Source organism: Cognatundibacterium squillarum (genome assembly GCF_014652435.1).
In the GTDB taxonomy this organism is placed as follows: domain Bacteria; phylum Pseudomonadota; class Gammaproteobacteria; order Burkholderiales; family Burkholderiaceae_D; genus Undibacterium; species Undibacterium squillarum.
Window position 1 is genome coordinate 134,493 of record NZ_BMYU01000006.1, and the last position, 21,788, is coordinate 156,280.

At 51.9% G+C, this 21,788-nt stretch carries 23 protein-coding genes; 21 read left to right on the forward strand and 2 right to left on the reverse strand.

Translation table 11 applies throughout. The annotated features are described in order from the left end of the window. The first annotated feature begins 8 nt into the window (after positions 1-8). Together hrcA and IE092_RS12885 are read left to right on the forward strand one after the other, a co-directional pair. Complete coding sequence (gene hrcA, locus IE092_RS12880) at positions 9-1,028, forward strand: heat-inducible transcriptional repressor HrcA (RefSeq protein ID WP_189357599.1); 1,020 nt, start codon at positions 9-11, stop codon at positions 1,026-1,028. Between the two features lie 7 nt (positions 1,029-1,035). Continuing rightward, positions 1,036-1,434 carry a response regulator gene (locus IE092_RS12885; protein ID WP_189357600.1) on the forward strand — a complete coding sequence of 133 codons (399 nt, stop codon included), beginning with the start codon at positions 1,036-1,038 and terminating at the stop codon, positions 1,432-1,434. A 116-nt stretch (positions 1,435-1,550) separates the two neighbouring features. Here IE092_RS12885 and fur read toward each other — a convergent pair whose 3' ends face one another. After that, complete coding sequence (fur, locus tag IE092_RS12890) at positions 1,551-1,979, reverse strand: ferric iron uptake transcriptional regulator (RefSeq protein ID WP_189357601.1); 429 nt, start codon at positions 1,977-1,979, stop codon at positions 1,551-1,553. 76 nt (positions 1,980-2,055) lie between these two features. On the opposite strand from fur, the gene IE092_RS12895 reads away from it, so the two are divergent. From IE092_RS12895 to IE092_RS12960, 14 genes are all read left to right on the forward strand, one after another. After that, on the forward strand, positions 2,056-2,613 hold the full coding sequence (locus IE092_RS12895; protein WP_189357602.1) for an outer membrane protein assembly factor BamE: 558 nt from the start codon (positions 2,056-2,058) through the stop codon (positions 2,611-2,613). A gap of 15 nt (positions 2,614-2,628) precedes the next feature. Then, positions 2,629-3,441 (forward strand): 4-hydroxy-tetrahydrodipicolinate reductase, encoded by an 813-nt coding sequence (gene dapB / locus IE092_RS12900; RefSeq protein WP_189357603.1) that lies wholly within the window; start codon positions 2,629-2,631, stop codon positions 3,439-3,441. Positions 3,442-3,846: 405 nt separating this feature from the next. Continuing rightward, the gene (gene leuS, locus IE092_RS12905) at positions 3,847-6,474 is read left to right on the forward strand and encodes a leucine--tRNA ligase (RefSeq protein WP_189357604.1); all 2,628 of its coding nucleotides are present in this window, start codon (positions 3,847-3,849) and stop codon (positions 6,472-6,474) included. A gap of 13 nt (positions 6,475-6,487) precedes the next feature. Then, on the forward strand, positions 6,488-7,003 hold the full coding sequence (locus IE092_RS12910) for an LPS-assembly lipoprotein LptE (protein WP_189357605.1): 516 nt from the start codon (positions 6,488-6,490) through the stop codon (positions 7,001-7,003). A gap of 1 nt (position 7,004) precedes the next feature. Then, a complete protein-coding gene (gene holA / locus IE092_RS12915; protein WP_189357606.1) occupies positions 7,005-8,024 on the forward strand; it encodes a DNA polymerase III subunit delta in 1,020 nt (339 codons plus the stop codon). A gap of 86 nt (positions 8,025-8,110) precedes the next feature. Then, entirely contained in the window at positions 8,111-9,376 is a 1,266-nt protein-coding gene (locus IE092_RS12920; RefSeq protein ID WP_189357607.1) for a glutamate-5-semialdehyde dehydrogenase, read from the forward strand. 27 nt (positions 9,377-9,403) lie between these two features. Further along, the gene (locus IE092_RS12925; protein WP_189357608.1) at positions 9,404-9,832 is read left to right on the forward strand and encodes a CopD family protein; all 429 of its coding nucleotides are present in this window, start codon (positions 9,404-9,406) and stop codon (positions 9,830-9,832) included. 112 nt (positions 9,833-9,944) lie between these two features. After that, positions 9,945-11,162 (forward strand): THUMP domain-containing class I SAM-dependent RNA methyltransferase, encoded by a 1,218-nt coding sequence (locus IE092_RS12930; RefSeq protein ID WP_189357609.1) that lies wholly within the window; start codon positions 9,945-9,947, stop codon positions 11,160-11,162. A 79-nt stretch (positions 11,163-11,241) separates the two neighbouring features. Beyond that, complete coding sequence (locus IE092_RS12935; RefSeq protein WP_189357712.1) at positions 11,242-12,714, forward strand: NAD-dependent succinate-semialdehyde dehydrogenase; 1,473 nt, start codon at positions 11,242-11,244, stop codon at positions 12,712-12,714. A 141-nt stretch (positions 12,715-12,855) separates the two neighbouring features. Next, entirely contained in the window at positions 12,856-14,019 is a 1,164-nt protein-coding gene (locus tag IE092_RS12940) for a multidrug effflux MFS transporter (protein ID WP_373295333.1), read from the forward strand. Between the two features lie 366 nt (positions 14,020-14,385). After that, positions 14,386-15,402 carry a porin gene (locus IE092_RS12945; protein WP_189357611.1) on the forward strand — a complete coding sequence of 339 codons (1,017 nt, stop codon included), beginning with the start codon at positions 14,386-14,388 and terminating at the stop codon, positions 15,400-15,402. 130 nt (positions 15,403-15,532) lie between these two features. Continuing rightward, on the forward strand, positions 15,533-15,976 hold the full coding sequence (locus IE092_RS12950) for a hypothetical protein (RefSeq protein ID WP_189357612.1): 444 nt from the start codon (positions 15,533-15,535) through the stop codon (positions 15,974-15,976). A 12-nt stretch (positions 15,977-15,988) separates the two neighbouring features. After that, positions 15,989-16,957 carry a homoserine kinase gene (locus IE092_RS12955; RefSeq protein ID WP_189357613.1) on the forward strand — a complete coding sequence of 323 codons (969 nt, stop codon included), beginning with the start codon at positions 15,989-15,991 and terminating at the stop codon, positions 16,955-16,957. After that, the gene (locus IE092_RS12960) at positions 16,954-17,721 is read left to right on the forward strand and encodes a BPSS1780 family membrane protein (RefSeq protein ID WP_268249281.1); all 768 of its coding nucleotides are present in this window, start codon (positions 16,954-16,956) and stop codon (positions 17,719-17,721) included. The genes IE092_RS12955 and IE092_RS12960 overlap by 4 nt, the downstream gene beginning before the upstream one ends. 2 nt (positions 17,722-17,723) lie before the next feature. Here IE092_RS12960 and IE092_RS12965 read toward each other — a convergent pair whose 3' ends face one another. Continuing rightward, complete coding sequence (locus tag IE092_RS12965) at positions 17,724-18,179, reverse strand: OsmC family protein (protein ID WP_189357615.1); 456 nt, start codon at positions 18,177-18,179, stop codon at positions 17,724-17,726. 406 nt (positions 18,180-18,585) lie between these two features. On the opposite strand from IE092_RS12965, the gene rplM reads away from it, so the two are divergent. From rplM to IE092_RS12990, 5 genes are all read left to right on the forward strand, one after another. Further along, complete coding sequence (rplM, locus tag IE092_RS12970; RefSeq protein WP_189357616.1) at positions 18,586-19,014, forward strand: 50S ribosomal protein L13; 429 nt, start codon at positions 18,586-18,588, stop codon at positions 19,012-19,014. A gap of 9 nt (positions 19,015-19,023) precedes the next feature. Then, complete coding sequence (gene rpsI / locus IE092_RS12975; protein ID WP_189357617.1) at positions 19,024-19,416, forward strand: 30S ribosomal protein S9; 393 nt, start codon at positions 19,024-19,026, stop codon at positions 19,414-19,416. A gap of 131 nt (positions 19,417-19,547) precedes the next feature. Next, positions 19,548-20,585 (forward strand): N-acetyl-gamma-glutamyl-phosphate reductase, encoded by a 1,038-nt coding sequence (gene argC, locus IE092_RS12980; RefSeq protein ID WP_189357618.1) that lies wholly within the window; start codon positions 19,548-19,550, stop codon positions 20,583-20,585. Position 20,586: 1 nt separating this feature from the next. Then, entirely contained in the window at positions 20,587-21,309 is a 723-nt protein-coding gene (locus tag IE092_RS12985) for a DUF6776 family protein (RefSeq protein ID WP_189357619.1), read from the forward strand. A 49-nt stretch (positions 21,310-21,358) separates the two neighbouring features. Beyond that, positions 21,359-21,751 (forward strand): bactofilin family protein, encoded by a 393-nt coding sequence (locus tag IE092_RS12990; RefSeq protein ID WP_189357620.1) that lies wholly within the window; start codon positions 21,359-21,361, stop codon positions 21,749-21,751. Positions 21,752-21,788: the final 37 nt, after the last annotated feature.

Here is a 21,788-nt window from a genome sequence, read left to right on the forward strand (position 1 = left end):
ATGTCATTATGCAACTCGATATCCGTGCCCAGACCTTGCTGAAAGCGCTCGTAGAGCGATACATTGCTGACGGCCAGCCCGTCGGCTCACGTGCTTTATCCCGTATTTCCGGACTGGATTTGTCACCGGCAACGATACGCAATGTGATGGCCGATCTGGAAGACATGGGATTTGTCTGCAGTCCGCACACATCGGCGGGACGCATCCCGACGCCGCGCGGCTACCGCCTGTTTGTGGATGAATTGCTGACGGTGCAGGAAATCGATGAAGTGTCGCTGGAATCCCGTCTGCAACCGGGCATCGTGGCGCAGCCCGCGCAGAAGATTATTACCAGTGCGGCGCAGATCTTGTCATCGCTGTCGCAGTTTGCCGGTGTGGTGATGACACCGCGTACCGAGTCCACGTTTCATCAGCTGGAATTTTTGCGCTTATCCGAAAAAAGGATTTTGCTGGTCGTGGTGGGGCCTTCCGGTGAAGTGCATAACCGCTTGCTGCAAACCGAGGCGGATTACACACCGTCGCAACTGACGCAGGCGGCGAATTATCTGAATCAGAATTTTGCCGGTCTCAGTTTTGAAGAAGCACGACGCCGCTTAACTGCAGAAATCCGGCAGTTGCAGGGCGATATGACCAGCCTGATGCAGGTTGCTGTGCAGGCAGGCAGTGATGCGCTGGCGCAGGATGATGAAGGCATGGTGATTTCCGGCGAGCGCAATCTGCTGAACGTACAGGATTTGTCATCGAACATGGGCGCACTGCGCAAAATGTTCGATCTGTTTGAGCAGAAAACCGGCCTGATGCAATTGCTGGATGTGTCCAGCAAAGCAGACGGCGTACAGATTTTTATCGGCGGCGAATCGCAACTGATGCCGGTGGATGAAGTCAGTATTGTGACCGCACCCTATGGCGTGAATGGCAAAATTGTCGGTACCCTCGGTGTGATCGGCCCGACCCGCATGGCGTATGAACGGGTGATTCCGATTGTGGATATCACCGCAAAATTGCTGTCGAACGCGCTCAGTCAATAGGCTTGCTATGAAACCTGAAGAACTTCGCATACTGCTGATTGATGACAACGATATCACCCGCGAAGTATTGCGCGTGGTATTGCGTGGTCAGGGGTACCAGATTGTCGGTGAAGCCGGTGACGGCGATCAGGGTTTGCAAATGGCGCTGGAGCAAAAGCCGGATCTGATTCTGCTGGATGTGATGATGCCGCAGGTCAGCGGACTGGATATTCTGCCGCGTATCCGTGAACAATTGCCGGACACCAGAATTTTGCTGGTCACCGGCAGCGAAGATCATGAAACCCTGCGCGAAGCAGCGCGCAGCGGAATCGACGGCTTCATCATGAAGCCATTCCGCGCCCGGCATATTACGGAAGCGGTCAGCAAAGTGATACCGGGTCTGATATCTGCAGGTGATACGCCATAGTCAGCAGTCACTGCTGACATTAAATTGCCGGAAAATCGCTGAAAAATCCGGTATTTGCAAAGTACAAAAAACGGAACCCGCGGGTTCCGTTTTTTTATGCATGCTGAAAAGGCGGATCAGCCTTTGTGCTCGCAGTTTTCTTTGGTGCAGTTGCCGTAAATCGCCAGCGAGTGATCGGTGATTTTGAAGCCGCGTTCGAGAGCAATCTGGTGCTGGCGCTGCTCGATTTCCGGATCATAAAACTCTTCCACACGGCCGCAATTCAGGCAAACCAGATGGTCATGATGCGAGCCTTCATTCAGCTCGAAAATCGCCTTTCCGGTCTCGAAATGGTTACGGTGCAGCAGCCCCGCTTGTTCAAATTGCGTCAAAACGCGATACACTGTCGCGAGTCCGACATCCATGTTTTCTGTCAGCAGGATTTTATAAACATCCTCTGCAGTCAGGTGGCGGACCTTACTGTTTTGAAATATTTCAAGTATCTTCAGACGCGGCAGGGTGGCTTTCAGACCGCTGGCTTTCAGATTTGTCGTACTGTTAGTCATGTTTTCCGTCAAAAGAGAGCTATCTGCTTTATGATATCGGGTTTTAGGGCTTACTGCTCATTTACTGAGGTTTTGTATGCGAAAGTTGTTCACGGGTTCTGTTTCTGCCAGTCTGGGTCGCATTGCGGTCGTGCTGGCGGCTGTCAGTCTGGGTGCCTGCGCCTCGCGTTCGGTGCAACTGACAGATGAAAATCTGAAAACCGAAGCGGTTGCCGGTAAAGACGGTACACAGGTGTATTCGCCGACCGGAACACGTAAGTTCCTGGGCTTCTTCTCCCCTTACCGCATTGCTGTACAGCAGGGCAACTTCGTTTCGCAGGAAATGATGGCGCAGATCAAAGAAGGCATGAACCGTGAGCAGGTGCGTAATGTCCTGGGTACCGCCTTGCTGACCGATCCTTTCCATGAAGACCGCTGGGATTATCCTTTCCGCCTGATGAAGCCGAATGGTGAACTGATTATCAGTAAAGTCTCAATTCATTTCAAAAACAATCTGGTTTCCAAATTTGAAGGCGGTAATTTGCCGAATGAACAGGAATATCTGGCACGTGTGACCGAATCTGCGCTGGCAAAACAGCGTATCGAGTCCGTCAACGATATCGATGGCAAACCGGCCCGCAAAGAAGGCAAATAATCCGTTTTCATTACTATGAGTAAATTACGTGTGGCAGTGGCCGGTGCATCCGGCCGTATGGGCAAAATGCTCATCGAAGCGATTCTGGCTTCGGATGATATGGAACTGGCTGGTGCGCTGGATGTGGCAAGCTCGGTTGCCATCGGCACCGATGCAGGCTTGTCTGCGGGTAAAGCCACCGGCGTGCTGATCACGTCTGATCTGGCAACCGGTCTGAAAGATGCGCAATTCCTGATCGATTTCACCCGTCCTGAAGGCACGCTGCATCATCTGGCTTACTGTGCAGAGCACGGTATCCGCATGGTGATCGGCACGACTGGCTTTGATGAGGCTGGTAAAGCACGCATCGCCGAGCTGGCGCAGAAAACCGGCGTGGTGTTTGCGCCGAATATGAGCGTGGGTGTGAATGTGACGCTGAAGTTGCTGGAAATGGCGGCGCGCAGTTTCTCTCATGGCTACGACATTGAAATCGTGGAAGCGCATCACCGTCATAAAGTGGACGCACCGTCCGGTACGGCACTGAAAATGGGTGAAGTAATTGCGAATGCGATTGGCCGTGATCTGAACGAAGTTGGTGTGTTTGCGCGTGAAGGCGTGACCGGTGAGCGCGATCCGTCCTCAATCGGTTTTGCAACCATCCGTGGCGGCGATATCGTCGGTGACCACACCGTGCTGTTTGCCGGTATCGGTGAGCGCGTTGAAATCACCCACAAATCTTCCAGCCGCGTGACCTATGCGCACGGCAGTCTGCGTGCAGTACGTTACCTGCAGGAAAAGCAATCCGGTTTGTTTGATATGTTTGACGTGCTGGGTCTGAAAGCACTGTGAGCATACGCTGACATTTGCAGTACATAGCAGAATCTGAAAAGGCCGCGTTTCGCGGCCTTTTTCTTTTGCTGTTTCGTAGTCCGTCAGGGGGATTTGCTGCAGCAGCACCCGCAAGCGCCTGAGAGCGGTGAAAATTGCCAGAAAATGCCCCAAATGCGGTGTTCAGCATAGCGATCTCGCGGTCGTCGGCAGAAAGTCCGGGTCTCCGGAAATGGCAGATGACGAAGTTTGCACAATGTAGTCTGTGCCGCGCATGTTGTTGTGGCAAGCACCGACCGGGTCGCCAACAGCGTCATCAGCAGTGTTTTCCTGCGCTGAGCCACTGCCGTTCTGGTTCAACTTGCTGCACTAGCGGTTATAATGAAAGATTGTGATTGATAACTGCATTCCTTTCCGGCCCACGCTATGCAAGAAAAATATTCCCCATCCGACGTCGAACAAGCGGCGCAATCTCACTGGAAAAATACTGAAGCATACAAAACGGTAGAAAACGATCCCCGTTTTCCGCAAGGTAAGTATTACGCCTGCTCCATGCTGCCTTACCCATCCGGCAAGCTGCACATGGGCCACGTCCGTAACTACACTATCAACGATATGCTGGCGCGCCAGCTGCGTATGAAGGGTTACAACGTGCTGATGCCGATGGGCTGGGATGCTTTCGGTCTGCCGGCAGAAAATGCGGCAATCGCCTATAAAAAATCGCCGGCGGAATGGACTTACGCCAACATCGACGACATGAAGTCGCAGATGGAACCGCTGGGTCTGGCGTTCGACTGGACGCGCGAAGTTGCGACCTGCGATCCGGACTACTACCGCTGGAACCAGTGGCTGTTCCTGAAGATGCTGGAAAAAGGTATCGCCTACAAGAAAACCCAGATCGTGAACTGGGACCCGGTTGATCAGACCGTGCTGGCCAATGAGCAGGTGGTTGATGGTCGCGGCTGGCGTTCCGGCGCACTGGTGGAAAAACGCGAAATTCCGGGTTACTACTTCGGCATCACGCAGTACGCAGAAGAATTGCTGTCCAGTATCGATACGCTGGACGGCTGGCCGGAACAGGTCCGCACCATGCAGCGTAACTGGATCGGTAAGAGCGAAGGCGTGCGTTTCGCATTCCCGCATGAGATCCGCGACGAGCAGGGCCAGCTGATTCAGGATGGCAAACTGTACGTGTTCACCACCCGTGCTGACACCATCATGGGCGTGACTTTCTGTGCAGTTGCAGCAGAACATCCGCTGGCACAACTGGCAGCACGCAGCAATCCTAAACTGGCAGAATTCGCCGAACTTTGCAAAGCCGGTGGCACAACTGAAGCCGAAATGGCGACCAAAGAAAAAGAAGGCATGCCAACCGGCCTGTTCGTGACACATCCGTTCACCGGTGAACAGGTCGAAGTCTGGGTCGGTAACTACGTGCTGATGAGCTACGGCGACGGCGCGGTGATGGGCGTGCCGGCACATGATGAACGTGACTTTGCGTTTGCCCGTAAATACGGCATTGCAATCCGTCAGGTGGTGGCAGTTGGAGGTGAAACCTTCAGCGCCGACGCATGGGCGGAATGGTACGGCGACAAACAAAAATCTGTGACGGTGAATTCCGGCCGTTTCGATGGTCTGGGCTATAAAGCGGCAGTGGATGCCGTGGCCGCAGAACTGATCGCCAAAGGTCTGGGCGAAAAGAAAACCACATGGCGTCTGCGTGACTGGGGTATTTCCCGTCAGCGTTACTGGGGTACACCAATCCCGATTATCCATTGCGAATGCTGTGGCGCCGTACCGGTTCCTTACGAAGATCTGCCAGTCGTCCTGCCGACCGACTGCATTCCTGACGGTTCCGGTAATCCGCTGAAAACCCGTGCTGACTTCCTGAACGTGGATTGCCCGACATGCGGCAAACCGGCGCAGCGCGAAACAGACACCATGGATACCTTCGTGGATTCCAGCTGGTACTTCATGCGCTATACCTGCCCGGATGCACCGGACATGGTGGATGGCCGTAATGATTACTGGATGGCGATGGATCAGTATATCGGCGGCGTGGAACACGCGGTACTGCATTTGCTGTACGCCCGTTTCTGGACCAAAGTCATGCGTGACATGGGTCTGGTGAAGATTGATGAACCGTTCAAACGCTTGTTCACACAGGGCATGCTGCTGAATGAATCCTTCTACCGTGAAGTCGAAGGCGGCAAAAAAGTCTGGTACTACCCGAATGAAATCGAAGTACAGCACGACGACAAAGGCCGTCCTGTCGCAGCGATTCTGAAGAGCGATGGTCAGCCGGTACAAATGGGCGGCATCGAAAAGATGTCCAAGTCCAAAAACAATGTCGTCGAACCGAAAGACATTATTTCTCAGTTCGGCGCGGACACCGCACGTCTGTTCACGATGTTCGCCGGTCCTCCGGATCAGAGCGCAGCATGGAGCAACAGCGGCGTGGAAGGTGCATACCGCTACCTGCGTCGTTTGTGGGCGACTGCGCTGAAACTGGCACCGGTGATTGCATCGGGTCAGCAAGCAGCGCCGGAGCTGGCAGCAGATGTGAAGAACTTCCGTCGTGAAGTGCATCTGACCCTGCGCCAGATCGATTCCGATTACGAACGTCTGCAATACAACACCGTGGTTTCCGGCGCGATGAAATTGCTGAATGCAATCGAAGCATTCAAACCGGAAGCCGCCGGCGGTGCAGCAGCACTGCGCGAAGCCTTCAGCATTCTGTTGCGCACGCTGTATCCGGTTTGCCCTCACATCACGCATGTGCTGTGGGTGGAGCTGGGTTATGCAGCCGAGCACGGTGAGCTGATCAACATGGCTTGGCCACAGGTTGAAGAAGCAGCACTGGTGCAGGATGAAATTGAACTGATGGTGCAGGTCAACGGTAAGCTGCGCGGCAGTATCAAAGTCGCCAAAGATGCTGATAAAGCAACGATTGAAGCGACAGCGGTTGCCAGCGAGGCAGTGCAGAAATTCCTCGAAGGCGCGCCGAAGAAAGTTATTGTTGTGCCGGGCAAACTGGTGAATGTTGTTGGCTAAAAGGATAGTCGTGATGCGTCAATGGATTTCTGCACGCTGCCTGCGTTTGTTGTTGTCGCTGACTGCCGCAAGTATGTTGCTGGCAGCCTGCGGTTTCCATTTACGTGAACCGGTTGCACTGCCGTTCAGCAGTATTTATATCGGCTTACCGGTCACTTCGCCGCTGGCTGCTGAGTTAAAGCGACAGATCCGTTCAACCAGTCCGGCGCAGATCAGCGATACCCGGCAAAGCGCGCAAGTGGTGCTGGAAGTGCTGAGTGAAAAACGGGATAAGCAGATTCTGTCGCTGAACAGTCAGGGTCGTGTACGTGAATACAAACTGATTTATGACTTCAGTTTCCGCGTACGCACACCGGATGGAAAAGAGCTGATGGATACCGTGAATATCCAGCTGTCACGTACGCTGACATTCAATGAAGCACAGGTCAGGGCGAAAGAAGCGGAAGAAGCTTTATTGTTCCGCGATATGCAGAATGATCTGGTACAGCAAGTGCTCAGACGCCTGAGTGTTCTGAAGCCGGAAGCTTAATATGCAGTTACGCGCTGACAGCCTTGATCAGCATCTGAGCAAAGGCTTATCCGCTTTGTATGTCATCACCAGCGATGAACATTTGCTGGCGATGGAAGCGGCTGACAAAATCCGCAAGGCAGCGCGGACGCAGGGTTTCTCCGAGCGTGAAGTGCTGACAGTAGAGCGCAGCTTTAAGTGGGGTGCTTTACTGGCAGCAAATCAGTCTCAGTCTCTGTTCGGCGATAAAAAACTCATCGAGTTACGTATTCCTTCCGGTAAGCCGGGCAAAGACGGAGCGCAGGCTTTGCAGGAATACATTTCCCATTTGTCACCGGATAACCTGTCACTGATCAGCCTGCCGAAGCTGGACTGGGCAACGCAAAAGGCGGCCTGGGTCACGGCGTTGCAGCAGGCTGCGGTCTACATTGATATTCCTTTAGTGGAAAGGGCGCAGTTGCCCGTCTGGTTGCAGCAGCGCCTGGCTTTGCAGCAGCAGTCTGCAGAACGGCAGAGTCTGGATTTTATTGCCGACCGTGTCGAGGGCAATTTGCTGGCAGCCCATCAGGAAATACAAAAACTGGGTTTGCTGTATCCTGCAGGTAAACTGAGTTTTGAACAGGTGCACGACGCGGTGCTGAATGTTGCCCGTTACGATGTTTTCAAACTCAATGAAGCCATGCTTAGCGGCGATGTTGCACGACTGGTGCGGATGCTGGAAGGTCTGAAGGGCGAAGGTGAAGCACTCCCGCTGGTGTTATGGGCAGTTGCAGAAGAAATCCGTACTTTACTCAGAATTAAATCCGGACTGGTACAAGGTAAACCCTTACCGGTATTGCTCAAAGAAAACCGGATCTGGGGCCCGCGCGAACGTCTGGTTGAGCCCGCTTTGAGGCGGGTGCAACTGGCAGTGTTACGCGAGGCGCTTCAGGAAGCTGCCCAGATCGATAAGATGGTCAAAGGGCTGCGGGCAAAAGCATTTGCAGGAGATCCCTGGGATGCCTTGTTGCAACTCGGTCTGAAAGTCGCACGCGCCCGATAATGCCGTTTACCGGTATTCGTTGCGCAGTGCTCAGACCATTGTTAATCACTTATTTACTTGCTGGCAGTGCCGGCCGAATTTGAATCATGGATATCAAAGCACATATGCAGGCGCTCGGGCAGCGTGCCCGCGTCGCATCCTCTGCCATGGCGAAAGCCAGTACCGCAGCAAAAAATCAGGCTTTGCAAGCCATTGCGAATGCGATTCGCAGAGATGCCGCTATTTTGCGTGCAGCCAATGAACAGGATCTGGCTGCAGCCAGAACTGCCGGACTGGAACCGGCGATGCTTGATCGTCTGACGTTGTCGGAGCAGGCAATTCAGACGATGGCAGAAGGTCTGGAGCAAATGGTCAAATTGCCGGATCCGGTGGGTGAGATCACCGATATGAAATTCCGCCCATCCGGAATTCAGATCGGCAAAATGCGCGTGCCGCTGGGTGTCATCGGCATTATTTACGAAGCGCGCCCGAACGTAACCGCAGACGCTGCCGGCTTATGTATTAAGAGCGGTAACGCCACGATACTGCGTGGCGGCTCTGAGGCAATACATTGCAATCGCGCACTGGCCACACTGGTACGCGAAGGCTTAAGCAGCGCAGGTTTGCCAGCGGATGCCGTGCAGGTGGTGGATACCACTGACCGTGCAGCGGTAGGCGCTTTAATCACCATGCCGGAATATGTGGATGTGATCGTTCCGCGCGGCGGGAAAAGTCTGATCGCCCGTCTGATGCAGGAGGCAACCGTGCCGATGATTAAGCATCTGGACGGAATCTGCCATGTGTACATCGACGATAAAGCGGATCTGCAAAAAGCCGTGCCTGTTGCATTCAATGCAAAATGCCATCGCTACGGCACCTGCAACACAATGGAAACCCTGCTGGTGGCACGTTCTGTTGCGCCGGCGTTCCTGCCCGCAGTCGCTGCACTGTATCAGGAAAAACAAGTCGAGCTGCGCTGTGATCCGGAGGCTGCTGCAATTCTGCAGACTTATCCGCATCTGGCCGCGGCAACCGAAGAAGACTGGCACACGGAATATCTGGCCCCGGTGCTGGCCGTTAAAATCGTTGCTGACGTGGACGAAGCGATTGCCCATATCAACCGTTACTCGTCCAAACATACGGAATCGATCATCACAGAAGACTACACCCGTGCCATGCAATTCCTGCGCGAAGTCGATTCTTCATCGGTCATGGTGAATGCCTCGACGCGCTTTGCGGATGGTTTTGAATACGGACTGGGTGCGGAAATCGGTATTTCGAACGATAAGTTACATGCGCGTGGTCCTGTCGGGCTGGAAGGTCTGACTTCACAGAAATACGTGGTGTTCGGCTCAGGTCAGATTCGTCAGTAAGCTTGAATACTAATCAGGAGTGCATGCATGCTGTATTTATGGGTTAAGACATTTCATCTGTTATTCATCATTTCCTGGTTTGCAGGACTGTTTTATCTGCCGCGAATCTTTGTGAATCTGGCGATGGAGCAGGAACCTGCGGCAGTGCAGCGCTTATTGCTGATGGCACGTAAGTTGTATCGCTTTATGACGATACTGGCTGTGCCTGCATTGGTACTCGGCCTGACGCTGTGGCTGGGGTTCGGCGTGGGGCGCGGGCCGGGTAACGGCTGGATGCATGCCAAACTGACTTGTGTGATTTTGCTGATCGGCTATCACCATGCCTGCGGCAGTTTGCTGAAAAAGTTTGAGGCCGGTCAGAATCAGCGTTCCCATGTCTGGTTCCGCTGGTTTAATGAAGTGCCTGTCATCATGATGCTGATTGTATTAATCATGGTGGTAGTAAAGCCGTTTTGACGGTGTTGTTGAATCTGAATTATTTTGAAATCCGGCTGACATGTCAGGTACGAGTGTCGTGAAAGAAGTCTGACCGGAATGTTTTTTACCGAGGAAAAAGGGAGCCCCTGAGATGCAATATTCTTATTTTTGTCCATGCCCGCGCGGCCTGGAAGCTGCACTGGCAGAAGAACTGCAGGAAATCGCTGCGCTGAGTCGCACCATGAGTGTCCATAATCAGGTTCCGGGCGGTGTGCACTGCTCAGGCGCGATGGAAGACGGTTGGCGTATTAATTTATATTCACGTATTGCATCGCGCGTCCTGCTGCGTATGGCAAATACAAGTTACGCCAACGAAAATGATATTTATGATCTGGTTCTTGGCACGAAGTGGGAAGACTGGTTTGGCATACATCACACGATTCGTGTCGATGTGACCGCTGTAAAGTCTCCGCTGAAAAGTCTGGAATTCGTGACGCTGAAAATTAAAGACGGTGTTTGTGATCGCTTCCGCGATATGTACAACCAGCGTCCATCAGTGAATACCCGCAATCCGGATATACGTATTGCAGGTTTTCTGGATGCGCGCAGTTTCACCTTGTATCTGGACTTGTCCGGTGAGCCATTATTCAAACGCGGCTGGCGCATGGAAACGGGTGATGCACCGTTGCGTGAAAATCTGGCGGCTGGCCTGATTCGTACATCGGGCTGGAAACCGGGAACACCTTTGCTGGATCCTATGTGCGGCTCCGGAACGATACTGGTAGAAGCCGCGCAAATGATTGCCGGTATTCCGCCGGGTTACAACCGTAGTTTTGCATTTGAAAAACTGAATCAGTTTAATAAGAATGCATGGCAGGCGATTAAAGCCGCAGTAAGGCTGAATACAGTGACAGAGCCGCAACTGTTCGGCAGTGATATTTCCGGTGATATGCTGGTGATGGCGCGCAACAATCTGCGTAATGCCGGAATTCCATTTGAGGTTCCGCTGAAACAGATCGAAGCGCAGGAAGTGAAACCACCGGTTGAAGGTCCTGGCGTTGTACTGACGAATCCGCCATACGGCGAGCGTATTGGTGTGCGGGGTAACAGTCAGCTGGATTCCGATGAAATGGCGACCGCATTTTTCAGCGCATTCAGTCGTACACTGAAACAGCGTTTTGCTGGCTGGACTGTCTTTTTATTCACGGCGGATCTTGGTGTGCCAAAACTGCTGCGTTTGAAAGAGTCCCGTAAAACGCCATTCTTTAACGGTGCACTGGAATGCCGTTTGTTCCGCTTTGATATGGTGGCAGGATTTAACCGCCGGGAACAGGCGAAACCTCAGCAAGGCGCTGAACAAGCAGAATAAGCATGATACAGGCCGGTCTGTTACCGGCCTTTTTCTTTATGATTGAATTCGATAAAGCTGACTGAATTTTCCGGGAATGATGATGGATTTACTGCAAAAACTGAATGCGCCTGATTTATTGAAAACGGGTGTGATGATCGCGAATCAATGGCGCGCAAACGCTGACACATTTGACGTCACCAATCCGGCCAGCGGTAGTCTGGTTGCCCGGGTAGCGCAATCGTCTGTGCAGGATGCTGAGCAGGCGATTACTTCAGCGAACGCAGCATTTCCGGCTTGGGCAGCCCTGACAGGCAAGGCGCGTGCGGGTATTCTTCGCCGCTGGTATGAGCTGGTTGTTGCTCATGCGGATGATCTCGCTCTGATAATGACAACAGAGCAGGGCAAGCCTTTAGCAGAGGCAAAAGCAGAAGTGATCTATGGTGCCAGTTTTCTCGAATGGTTTGCAGAGGAGGCCAAGCGTGTCAGCGGCGATGTGATGGCATCAACATGGACAGATAAGCGTACGCTGGTTCTGAAACAGCCAGTCGGCGTTTGTGCCGCCATTACGCCGTGGAATTTTCCGCTGGCAATGATTACGCGAAAAGTTGCACCAGCGATTGCAGCAGGGTGTACGATTATCGTCAAACCTGCAGAACAGACCCCACTGTCCGCGCTCGCACTTGCGGAGCTCGCTATCCGTGCCGGCATGCCTGAGGGTGTTATGAATATTTTGCCTGCGGACAGTCAGCGCTCCGTCGAAATAGGAACTGTGCTTTGCGATAGTCCTGTCATCAGGCATCTGTCATTCACCGGATCGACACCGGTTGGTCGTATTCTGATGCGTCAGTCCGCCTCTACCGTAAAAAAGCTGGCACTTGAACTTGGCGGGCATGCACCATTTATTGTGTTTGACGATGCAGATTTGGATGCGGCGGTTGAGGGTGCTTTGCAGTCCAAATATCGCAATGCAGGACAAACCTGTGTTTGTACTAACCGGTTTTATGTACAGGAAAATATTTACGATGCATTTGTAGAGAAATTCAGTGAGGCAGTAAAACGCATTCGTGTTGGTGACGGTCTGGCACCTGAGACACAGCAGGGGCCAGTCATAGATGAACAGGCTATTTGCAAAATCGAACTTCATGTCGCTGATGCTGTGTCTAAGGGAGCGAAATTAGTTGCAGGCGGGCGGCGGATACAAGCTGATACTTTGTTTTTTGAACCAACCGTACTGGCAGATGTCCCAGAAGATGCCTTGATTATGTCAGAGGAAACGTTTGGCCCTGTTGCTGCGATTGCGCGATTCTCTGGCGAACAGCAGGTGATCGCCGCTGCAAATCATACTGATTCCGGACTGGCCTCTTATTTCTTCTCACGCGATATGACACGTATCTGGCGGGTTGCTGAACAGCTTGAATATGGCATGGTAGGCATCAATACAGGCCTGATTTCCAATGAAGTCGCCCCGTTTGGTGGTGTCAAGCAATCTGGCCTGGGGCGTGAAGGGTCAAAGTACGGTATCGATGAGTATTTGGAAATGAAATACCTTTGTATCGGCGGCATTCGCTAAGCGAAGTTCCAGCGTATTTCTGAAAGGCGGAATTTCCGCCTTTTGTTTTTTATCGGCTGAAAATTTTCTCAGACGGAGCATTCCGTCAAATAGTTTATACATATGCGTCATCAAAATTCTCTTTCGTACCCCGCACTTGCAATGCTGCTCGCAGCGTTGTCCATGCTGGGGCCATTTGCTATTGATACCTATTTGCCGGCATTTCCTTCGATACAGGCAAGTTTGCGGGCGCATGAACTGGAGGTGCAGCAAACCCTCAGTGCCTACATGCTGGCGTTCGCCGTGATGACCCTGTGGCACGGTGCCCTGTCGGATGCGTTCGGGCGGCGGAAAGTGATTCTGATTGCGTTGATGGTATTCGCCGCAGCGAGTTTCGGATGTGCAGGCGCAGTCAGTATTCATTATTTATGGGGATTCCGTATTCTGCAGGGCGTTTCTGCCGGTGCTGGCATGGTGGTCGGACGGGCAATCATTCGTGATCTGTATCACGGGCCAGAGGCAGAGCGCTTGCTGTCGCTGGTCACTATGATCTTTTCGATTGCACCGGCAATTGCACCGGTGCTGGGCGGATGGATTATTGATATCTGGAGTTGGCGTGCGATTTTCCTGTTTCTCTGTGCTTTTGCAGTGATACTGGTGATTGCTTGTTATCGCTGGCTGCCGGAAACCTTGCCACCGCATAAACGTCAGGAATTCAGCGCAGATTTTTTGTGGAGAAGTTACCGTACTGTTTTTTCATCCGGCCGTTTTTATCTGAAAGCCGGGACAGTCGCGCTGAACTTTGGCGGCTTGTTTTTATATATTTCGTCAGCACCGGTATTTCTGATTCAGCATCTGCACCTGAATTCTTCCCAGTTTGCCTGGCAATTTGTCCCCACCGTCGGTGGAATTTTCCTGGGGGCACTGGCGGCAAACCGCCTCGCCGGAAAATGGAATATCTGGAAGCAGGTTCGCACCGGATTTATTTTTATGATTGCAGCGGCGGGTGTAAACGTTCTGTATCACGCATTTCTGCCGCCAGCTTTGCCCTGGTCAGTCGCTCCCTTACTTTTTTACTCTTTCGGAATGTCGCTGGTTGCGCCGGGGGCAACATTACTTGCTCTTGATATGTTTCCTGAAATTCGTGGCGTTGTTGCATCGTGTCAATCTGCAACATCAACGTTATTCAGTGCGCTGATTGCGGGCGTAATGTCTCCTCTGTTAAGCCATTCGGTACCGTATCTTGCACTCGGCCAATTTGTCTGCTGCTGCGTAAGCGCTTGCCTCTGGTCTGCGATAAGATATATCCCGAAGCAAAAGAACTGATTTCGCAAAAAAGGAATTTTGTTAGGTTCTCAGGTCGGTGGCTTGAAATCCGGCTGACCTGTCCCCAAATCATGATGCTGTGCAGCATAGGCGAAAATTGCCTATAATGTCACCTTAGGTTGCGATCAGGGCTGTATTTGCAGCTGTCTGAAGCCTGAAAAAGTGTTTGCTTATTGCAACGCATTCAGGTTACTTCGTTGAAGTAGCGGTTTGAATTCATCAAACAGTCATTTTCAGCAGGTAATGTGGCGTTTGACGTTGAATCAATTTGGTTCACAGCTGTAAAAAGAACCTGCAACTTTCTTTTTTGTGAAATCAGATCTCCTCTGTGCACAAAAATTAACTTTATCTTAGGATATTAGACAAATGAAAAAATCGATCCTCGCGCTCTCTCTGCTGGGTGCATTCTCCGGCGCAGCTTTTGCTCAATCTTCCGTAACTATCTACGGTGTGGCAGACGTTGGTGTTCAAGGTACAAGTACCGGTAGTTCCAAAACTGCAAAAGTAACCAGTGGCCAGGAAGGCGGTTCCCGTCTGGGCTTCAAAGGTACTGAAGATCTGGGTGGCGGTCTGAAAGCTAACTTCGTTCTGGAGCAAGGCGTTCTGATGGATACTGGCGCATCCGATCAAGGTGGTCGTACTTTCGGTCGTACAACTCTGGTTGGTTTGTCTGGCGACTTCGGTTCGATCAATATCGGCCGCGACAAAACAACAACTCTGAAATTCTTTGATAAATACGATCCGTTTGGTTCCGCTCTCGTTAACAATGGTAACGGTACTCGCGCTCTGTACTTTGTTGCAGGTAAAACTGCACAAGACACCAATGGTCGTGTAAGTAACGCGATTTTCTACAACACAACCGATCTGAGCGGTTTCACTGCTAACGTTTCTTACGCAGCTGGTGAAAAAGCTGGCGATAATTCCGGTGAGCGTTCGGTTGGTCTGACAGTAAACTACAAAGTCGATGCACTGGAAGTTGGCTACAACTACGCGAAAGACAATGCAGCGGTAGCTTTCAATCCATCCGCTCACACTTTGGCTGCTGCTTATGATTTCGGTGTTGCTAAGCCAGTTGTGATCTATCAAAAACAAAAGGCTGATAATGGCACGGATCGCAAGGCATTTACCCTGGCTGTTTCCGTACCAGTAACTGCAACTGGTAAAGTACTGGCTGGCTTCACAAAAGTGAACGAGTCTGGCGACAAAGGTGCAAAACAGTTCAACATCGGTTACGTACACGGCCTGTCTAAACGTACAGATTTGTACACTGCTTATGCATACTCCACGCAAGAGTCTAAATCCAACATCGTTGGTACACAGTTTGGTGGCGTGAATGGTCAGAAAGTGAACGAACTGACAGCAGGTATCCAGCACCGTTTCTAATCGGTTGCCCGATCTGTTGAATGAAAAAGAGCAGCGTTTCGCTGCTCTTTTTTTATTTTCAGTCAGAAAGATGTGTTCTGACGCAGGTTTGTTACAATCAGATCATTGAGTTGATAATGCGGGAATAATCATGAAAGCTGTTTATCTGGCAGGGTTTATTGCGAGTCTGTGCCTGAGCACGCAAGTCATTGCACAAACTTCGGCATCTTCGGTGAAGACTGATGTGCCTCCACCACCTCGTATAGAAAAACTCGAGGAAGGTCCTTCCGTGAAACCGGAAAAAAATCCTTCGTTCGGCAAACAGGAAAATAAAAAAATCACCGAAAAACGTAACAATGCCGGCAAAGTAACTGAAGTTGAAGTGAAAACCGGTAATACCAGCTACACACTGAAAGCGGATCCTGAGGTTGGCAACGCGCCTGCAGGTACGGTTCAGGGACAAGGAAACCGCCCGGCACAGTGGAAAATTCTGGAGTTCGGTGGTAAGTCTGCGCGTCCGGCTGATGTGAAAGATGCGACGCCACCAGAACCTGCCGCCAAGCCGGCAACCGCCAGTCAAACCCAAACCAAGTAATCAGAGGCAAGAATGGCAGTATTTACATCCGTTACGCTGGATGATTTACAGGAATGGATCAAACAGTTTTCTCTTGGGCAAGTTAGTGCGGTTCGCGGTATTTCATCAGGTATCGAGAACAGTAATTTTTTCATCACGACTGAAAGTGGTGAGTATGTCCTGACGATTTTTGAAAATCTAAGCTTTGAGCAACTGCCGTTTTATCTGAAACTGATGAAACACCTTGCCAGTCGCGGGGTGCTGGTGCCTGACCCTGTTTGTAATCAGCAAGGTGAGCTGGTGACTGCATTGCATGGAAAGCCCGCTGCGATCGTCAGTAAACTGGAGGGCAGCTCGCAGATGTCACCGCTTCCGGTGCATTGTGCAGAGGTTGGTGCCATGCTTGCGAAGATGCATCTGGCAGCAGCTGACTTTTCGATCAGACAAAAAAATCTGCGTGCGGCAGAATGGCGTCACGCCACCGTGCCGGATGTTTTGCCGTTTCTGGATGCCGAAAAACAGCATTTGCTGAAAGCCGAAGTGCATTTTCAGGATGCACTGGAAGCATCACCTTTGTACCGTGGTTTGCCGAATGGTCCTGTACATGCGGATTTGTTCCGGAATAATGTCATGTTTGACGGCGAACGGCTGACAGGATTCTTTGATTTTTATTTTGCTGGCTGTGATACCTGGATTTTCGATGTCGCAGTGACCGTCAATGACTGGTGTATTGATATCGAGAGTGGGGCGCTGGATGATGCACGCACACTTGCTTTGCTGAATGCGTATCACTCTGTCAGGCCATTCACTGAGCCGGAAGCACTGGTCTGGCAAGCAATGCTGCGGGCAGGAGCGCTCAGGTTCTGGTTATCCCGTTTGTACGATTTTTATATGCCGCGCGAAGCTGAAATGCTGACGCCGCATGATCCCGGTCATTTTGAACGCATTTTACGTCTGCGTGAAACCGGGCCGGTTCCACCTTTACCTTATTTTTCTGCATGAAAGTATTATCCGCAAGCGCAGGCTGGCAATGGTTTTCAGAGGCGATACGACTTTTTCGTCAGCAGCCGACGCAATTGATGTTATTGTTTTTTTTGTATCTTCTGGCGATGGTTGTCCTCAGTATTCCGCCGTATATAGGTCCGGTATTGCCGTTGTTGCTGACTCCCGTTTTTAATATGGGGTTCATGGAGGCGGCACACCAGACAGCGAAGGGGCAGAAGGTCACGTCGCAAACGCTGATTTCCGGATTCTACTCACCGTCGCTGCGTCGCCTGACAACGCTGGGTGCAATCTATGGTATTTCACTGATGATTGCTTTGTGGATTGCTACGCTGCCTGGTGAAAACGGTTGGGAAATGGTGCTGACAGCACAGGATAAAATTGATCCGAAATTGCTCGATACGCAGGAGTTGCTGACGGGGGCCTTGTGGGGCATGGTTGCAATGCTGCCGGTACTGATGCTGACCTGGTATGCCGCACCGCTGGTGATGTGGAAAAATCTTCCGCTGATTAAAGCGATGTATTTCAGTTTTTATGCAACTTCACGTAACTGGCGTGCATTTTTGGTGTATGGCGCAAGTATGGCGATGCTTGCCGGAATGCTGCCTGTCATGTTTATTGAGGTGCTGATGCTGATACTCGGCAAATCCGCGCTGATCGGCGTTTTGATTTTGCCGTTGCTCGCAGTGATTACCTGTCTTCGTTACCTGAGTTATTACCCGAGCTACACCGATTTGTTTGGGCAGCCCGGAACGGAGCAGTAATATCAGGCCTGTTGATCGTGCACGGACGGCAGGGTCAGGTCATCAATAATTTCAAAGCTGTGCGTCATGCTGGCAGTTTTTGCCAGCATGATCGAAGCAGAGCAGTATTTTTCGTGTGACAGTTTAATTGCACGTTCTACCGTTGCTTCCTTTAGATTACGACCACGTACCGTGAAGTGAAAGTGAATGTTGGTAAACACTTTTGGCTCTGTTTCGGCACGTTCCGCTGTCAGCTTCACATCGCAGCCGCGCACATCCTGTTTGCCGCGCTGCAATATCAGCACTACGTCATAGGCGGTACAACCGCCGGTTCCCAGTAATACCATTTCCATCGGGCGCGGGCCCAGATTTTTGCCGCCGCCTTCCGGAGCGCCATCCATAATAACTGCATGGCCTGAGCCGGTTTCTGCAATAAAAGACATGCCACCGTTACCGGTCCAGCGTACTGTAGTTTCCATGTTGACCTCATAAATAAAATTTCGTCTGCGGGCAATCATATCCTAATCCGCAGGATTTAGAGGAAGTCCTCCTTTCCTGAGGCGCATTTTATCTTGCGCTGCACAATAGGATTGTCTATTATTGACTCGTGAGTTAGTTACTGATGTGACTGACTTTGCAGTTGTCTCCTCCACCTACTCCTTTGGTGGATTCAAGCCTGAAGCACAGACTTCAGGCTTTTTTTTGCCCGCGACATTTGCCCGTCAAAATATTCTGCCTAAAAATTAAACAGTTCTTGCACTAAGTCTTTGAAAACCCTATAATTTCCGATTCCCGATCCGCCCGAACGGGAAATATAAGGGAGAGTCTGCAGGAAGTGATGCAGAACCACCACAAAAGGGCTTATTTATTTGATTAGGATTCAACATGAAAACCTTTTCCGCTAAGGGCCATGAGGTTCAGCGTGACTGGTTCGTGATTGACGCGACAGACAAAGTACTCGGACGTGTTGCCAGCGAAGTAGCACTCCGTCTGCGTGGTAAGCACAAGCCAGAATTTACTCCACACGTCGACACCGGTGATTTCATCGTTGTTGTTAACGCAGCTAAACTGCGCGTGACTGGCACTAAAGCACAGAACAAAACATACTACCGTCACACTGGTTACCCAGGCGGTATCTATGAAACCAGCTTCCAAAAAATGCAACAACGCTTCCCAGGCCGCGCCCTGGAAAAAGCTGTTAAAGGCATGTTGCCAAAAGGCCCACTCGGCTACGCAATGATCAAGAAGCTGAAAGTGTATGCTGATGCAACTCATCCGCATGCTGCACAGCAACCTAAAGTTCTCGAAATCTAAGGATAAGCCATGATCGGTAACTACAACTACGGTACTGGCCGTCGTAAGAGCGCAGTAGCGCGTGTATTCCTGAAAGCTGGCAGTGGCAAGATCGTTGTTAACGGCAAACCAGCCAACGAATACTTCTCCCGCGTAACAGGTCTGATGGTTATTCGTCAACCTCTGGAACTGACCGGCAATATCGAAAAATTCGATATCATGGTTAACGTTCACGGTGGTGGTGAATCCGGCCAGGCTGGTGCCGTTCGTCACGGTATCACACGTGCCCTGATCGACTACGATGCAGCGCTGAAACCAGAACTGTCCAAAGCAGGTTTCGTTACCCGCGATGCACGTGAAGTTGAGCGTAAAAAAGTTGGTCTGCGCAAAGCACGTCGCGCAAAACAATTCTCCAAGCGTTAATTTATTTCCGCTTGTGGTACAAAAAAGCCGCCTTTTCAGGCGGCTTTTTTTATCGGCTTTTTTCTGGCGCTGGATTGTCTGTCACAGACTGCTGTTAGAATAAAGCACATTGTTTCTTGCAAGGAAAACCCATGATTAAAGTTGGTATTGTTGGCGGAACCGGTTATACCGGCGTCGAATTGCTGCGTATTCTGGCGCTGCATCCTGAAGTGCAACTGACAGCGATTACGTCGCGTAAAGAAGACGGCGTGAAAGTCGCTGACATGTATCCGTCGCTGCGCGGCAAAGTGGATCTGGCGTTTTCCGCGCCGGACAAAGCGAATCTGACCGAATGTGATGTGGTGTTCTTTGCGACACCGCATGGTGTGGCGATGGCGCAGGCGCAGGAATTACTCGCAGCCGGTGTGAAAGTAATCGATCTGGCAGCAGACTTCCGCCTCAAAGATGTTGCGCAGTTTGAAAAATGGTACGGCATTCCGCATACCTGCCACGATGTGCTGGCAGAAGCGGTGTACGGTTTGCCGGAACTGAACCGCGCTGCGATTCGCAATGCGCGTGTGATCGGTAATCCGGGTTGCTATCCAACCACTATGCAGATTGGCTATGCGCCGTTGTTGCGCGCGGGGCTGATCGAAGCCGACAGCCTGATCGCCGACTGCAAGTCCGGCGTGTCCGGTGCCGGCCGTAAAGCGGAAATCGGTATCCTGTTCTCCGAAGCCAGTGACACCATGAAGGCCTATGGCGTGTCTGCGCACCGTCATACACCGGAAACCGTGGAACAACTGCAGAAACTGACATCTGAACCGGTCAGCCTGCAATTCACACCGCATCTGATTCCGATGATACGCGGCATGCACTCCACGCTGTATGCGCGTCTGAAAACCGATATCAGCAATGAAGCGCTGCAACAACTGTTTGAAGATGCGTACAAAGATGAGGAATTCATCGACGTAATGCCATTCGGCAGCCATCCGGAAACCCGTTCTGTCCGCGCATCCAATATGCTGCGTCTGGCGCTGCACCGTCCGGGCAATGGTAAAAATGTGATTGTGCTGGTGGTGCAGGACAATCTGGTGAAAGGCGCGTCAGGTCAGGCTGTGCAATGTATGAACCTGATGTTTGGTTTGCCTGAGCAAACCGGCCTGCAGCACGTACCGGTACTGCCGTAACATGCGCCGCAGCCGCTTCCTGCAACGGCGCTATCTGGCGCCGAAAATGACGATCACCCACGAGCGTCACTGGGCGGTCAAATGGGCGGTGGTTGCTGCTGCAGTTGCAGCGGCAGCGGCACTGGCTGGCTGGACTTACCATCTGGGGCAGCGTTATGCTGCCGGTGGTGCTGCGCTGGAAGAAGTCGGTGAGTTACGCGAGCAGCGTGATCAGTTACTGGCGGAACGCGATAAACTGCAGCGTGCTGCCAGCACGGTAGACAGCAAATCCACCATCGAAAAATCGGTGCAGAAAGAGCTGACCGAGCAAGTCCGCAGTCTGACCGCGGAAAACCAGAAGCTGAAAGACGATTTATCGTTCTTTGAAGGACTGGCACAAGCCGGAACCCGCGCTGACGGTATTTCGCTGCCGAATGTGAAGCTGGAAACGCCGGTGCCGGGACAATTGCGTTACCGAGCGCTGGTCGTGCAGGGCGCGAAAGCGAACAGTGATTTCTCGGGGGAAATCCAGTTTTCGCTGAATTTGGTGCAGGGCGGAAAACCTGTTACGATCACCCTCCCCGATACGAAAAACCCGGAAACGCCACCGCTGAAACTGACCTTCCGTCATTACCAGCGGGTTGAGGGCAGCATCCCGCTACCCGAAGGCAGCGTGCTGAAATCAGTGCAGATCCGGATTCTGGAACGTGGCCAGCAGCGTGCGCAGCACACCGTCAGTTTCTGAGCGGTGTTGCTGCCGGTGCCCGGCCCATTAACCGTGACATGGAGAAGCAATGTTCAGTCGCAAAGCTAAACGTAATACGATAGACAGTCTGATCGGCACCGGTATCCGCATAGAAGGCGATCTGCATTTTCAGGGTGGCCTGCGCATTGATGGCCGCGTCTGCGGCAATGTGATTGCCGATCCTTCCCAGCCCAGCATGCTGATTATTTCCGAGCAGGCGGTGGTCGAAGGCGAGGTTCGTGCCGCACATCTGATTGTGAATGGCGTGATTCAGGGGCCGGTGATTTCCACCGAGTTACTGGAACTGCAGCCAAAAGCACGAATCGCCGGTGATGTGCATTACAAAGCGCTGGAAATGCTCAGCGGTGCACTGGTGTCCGGTACCTTAACCCATGATCAGGAAGAAGAGCCGGTGCTGAAACTGGCGGCCTCGAATGCATAGTCCGGTGAGCAGGTCTATAATGGCGTTATTCACCGAA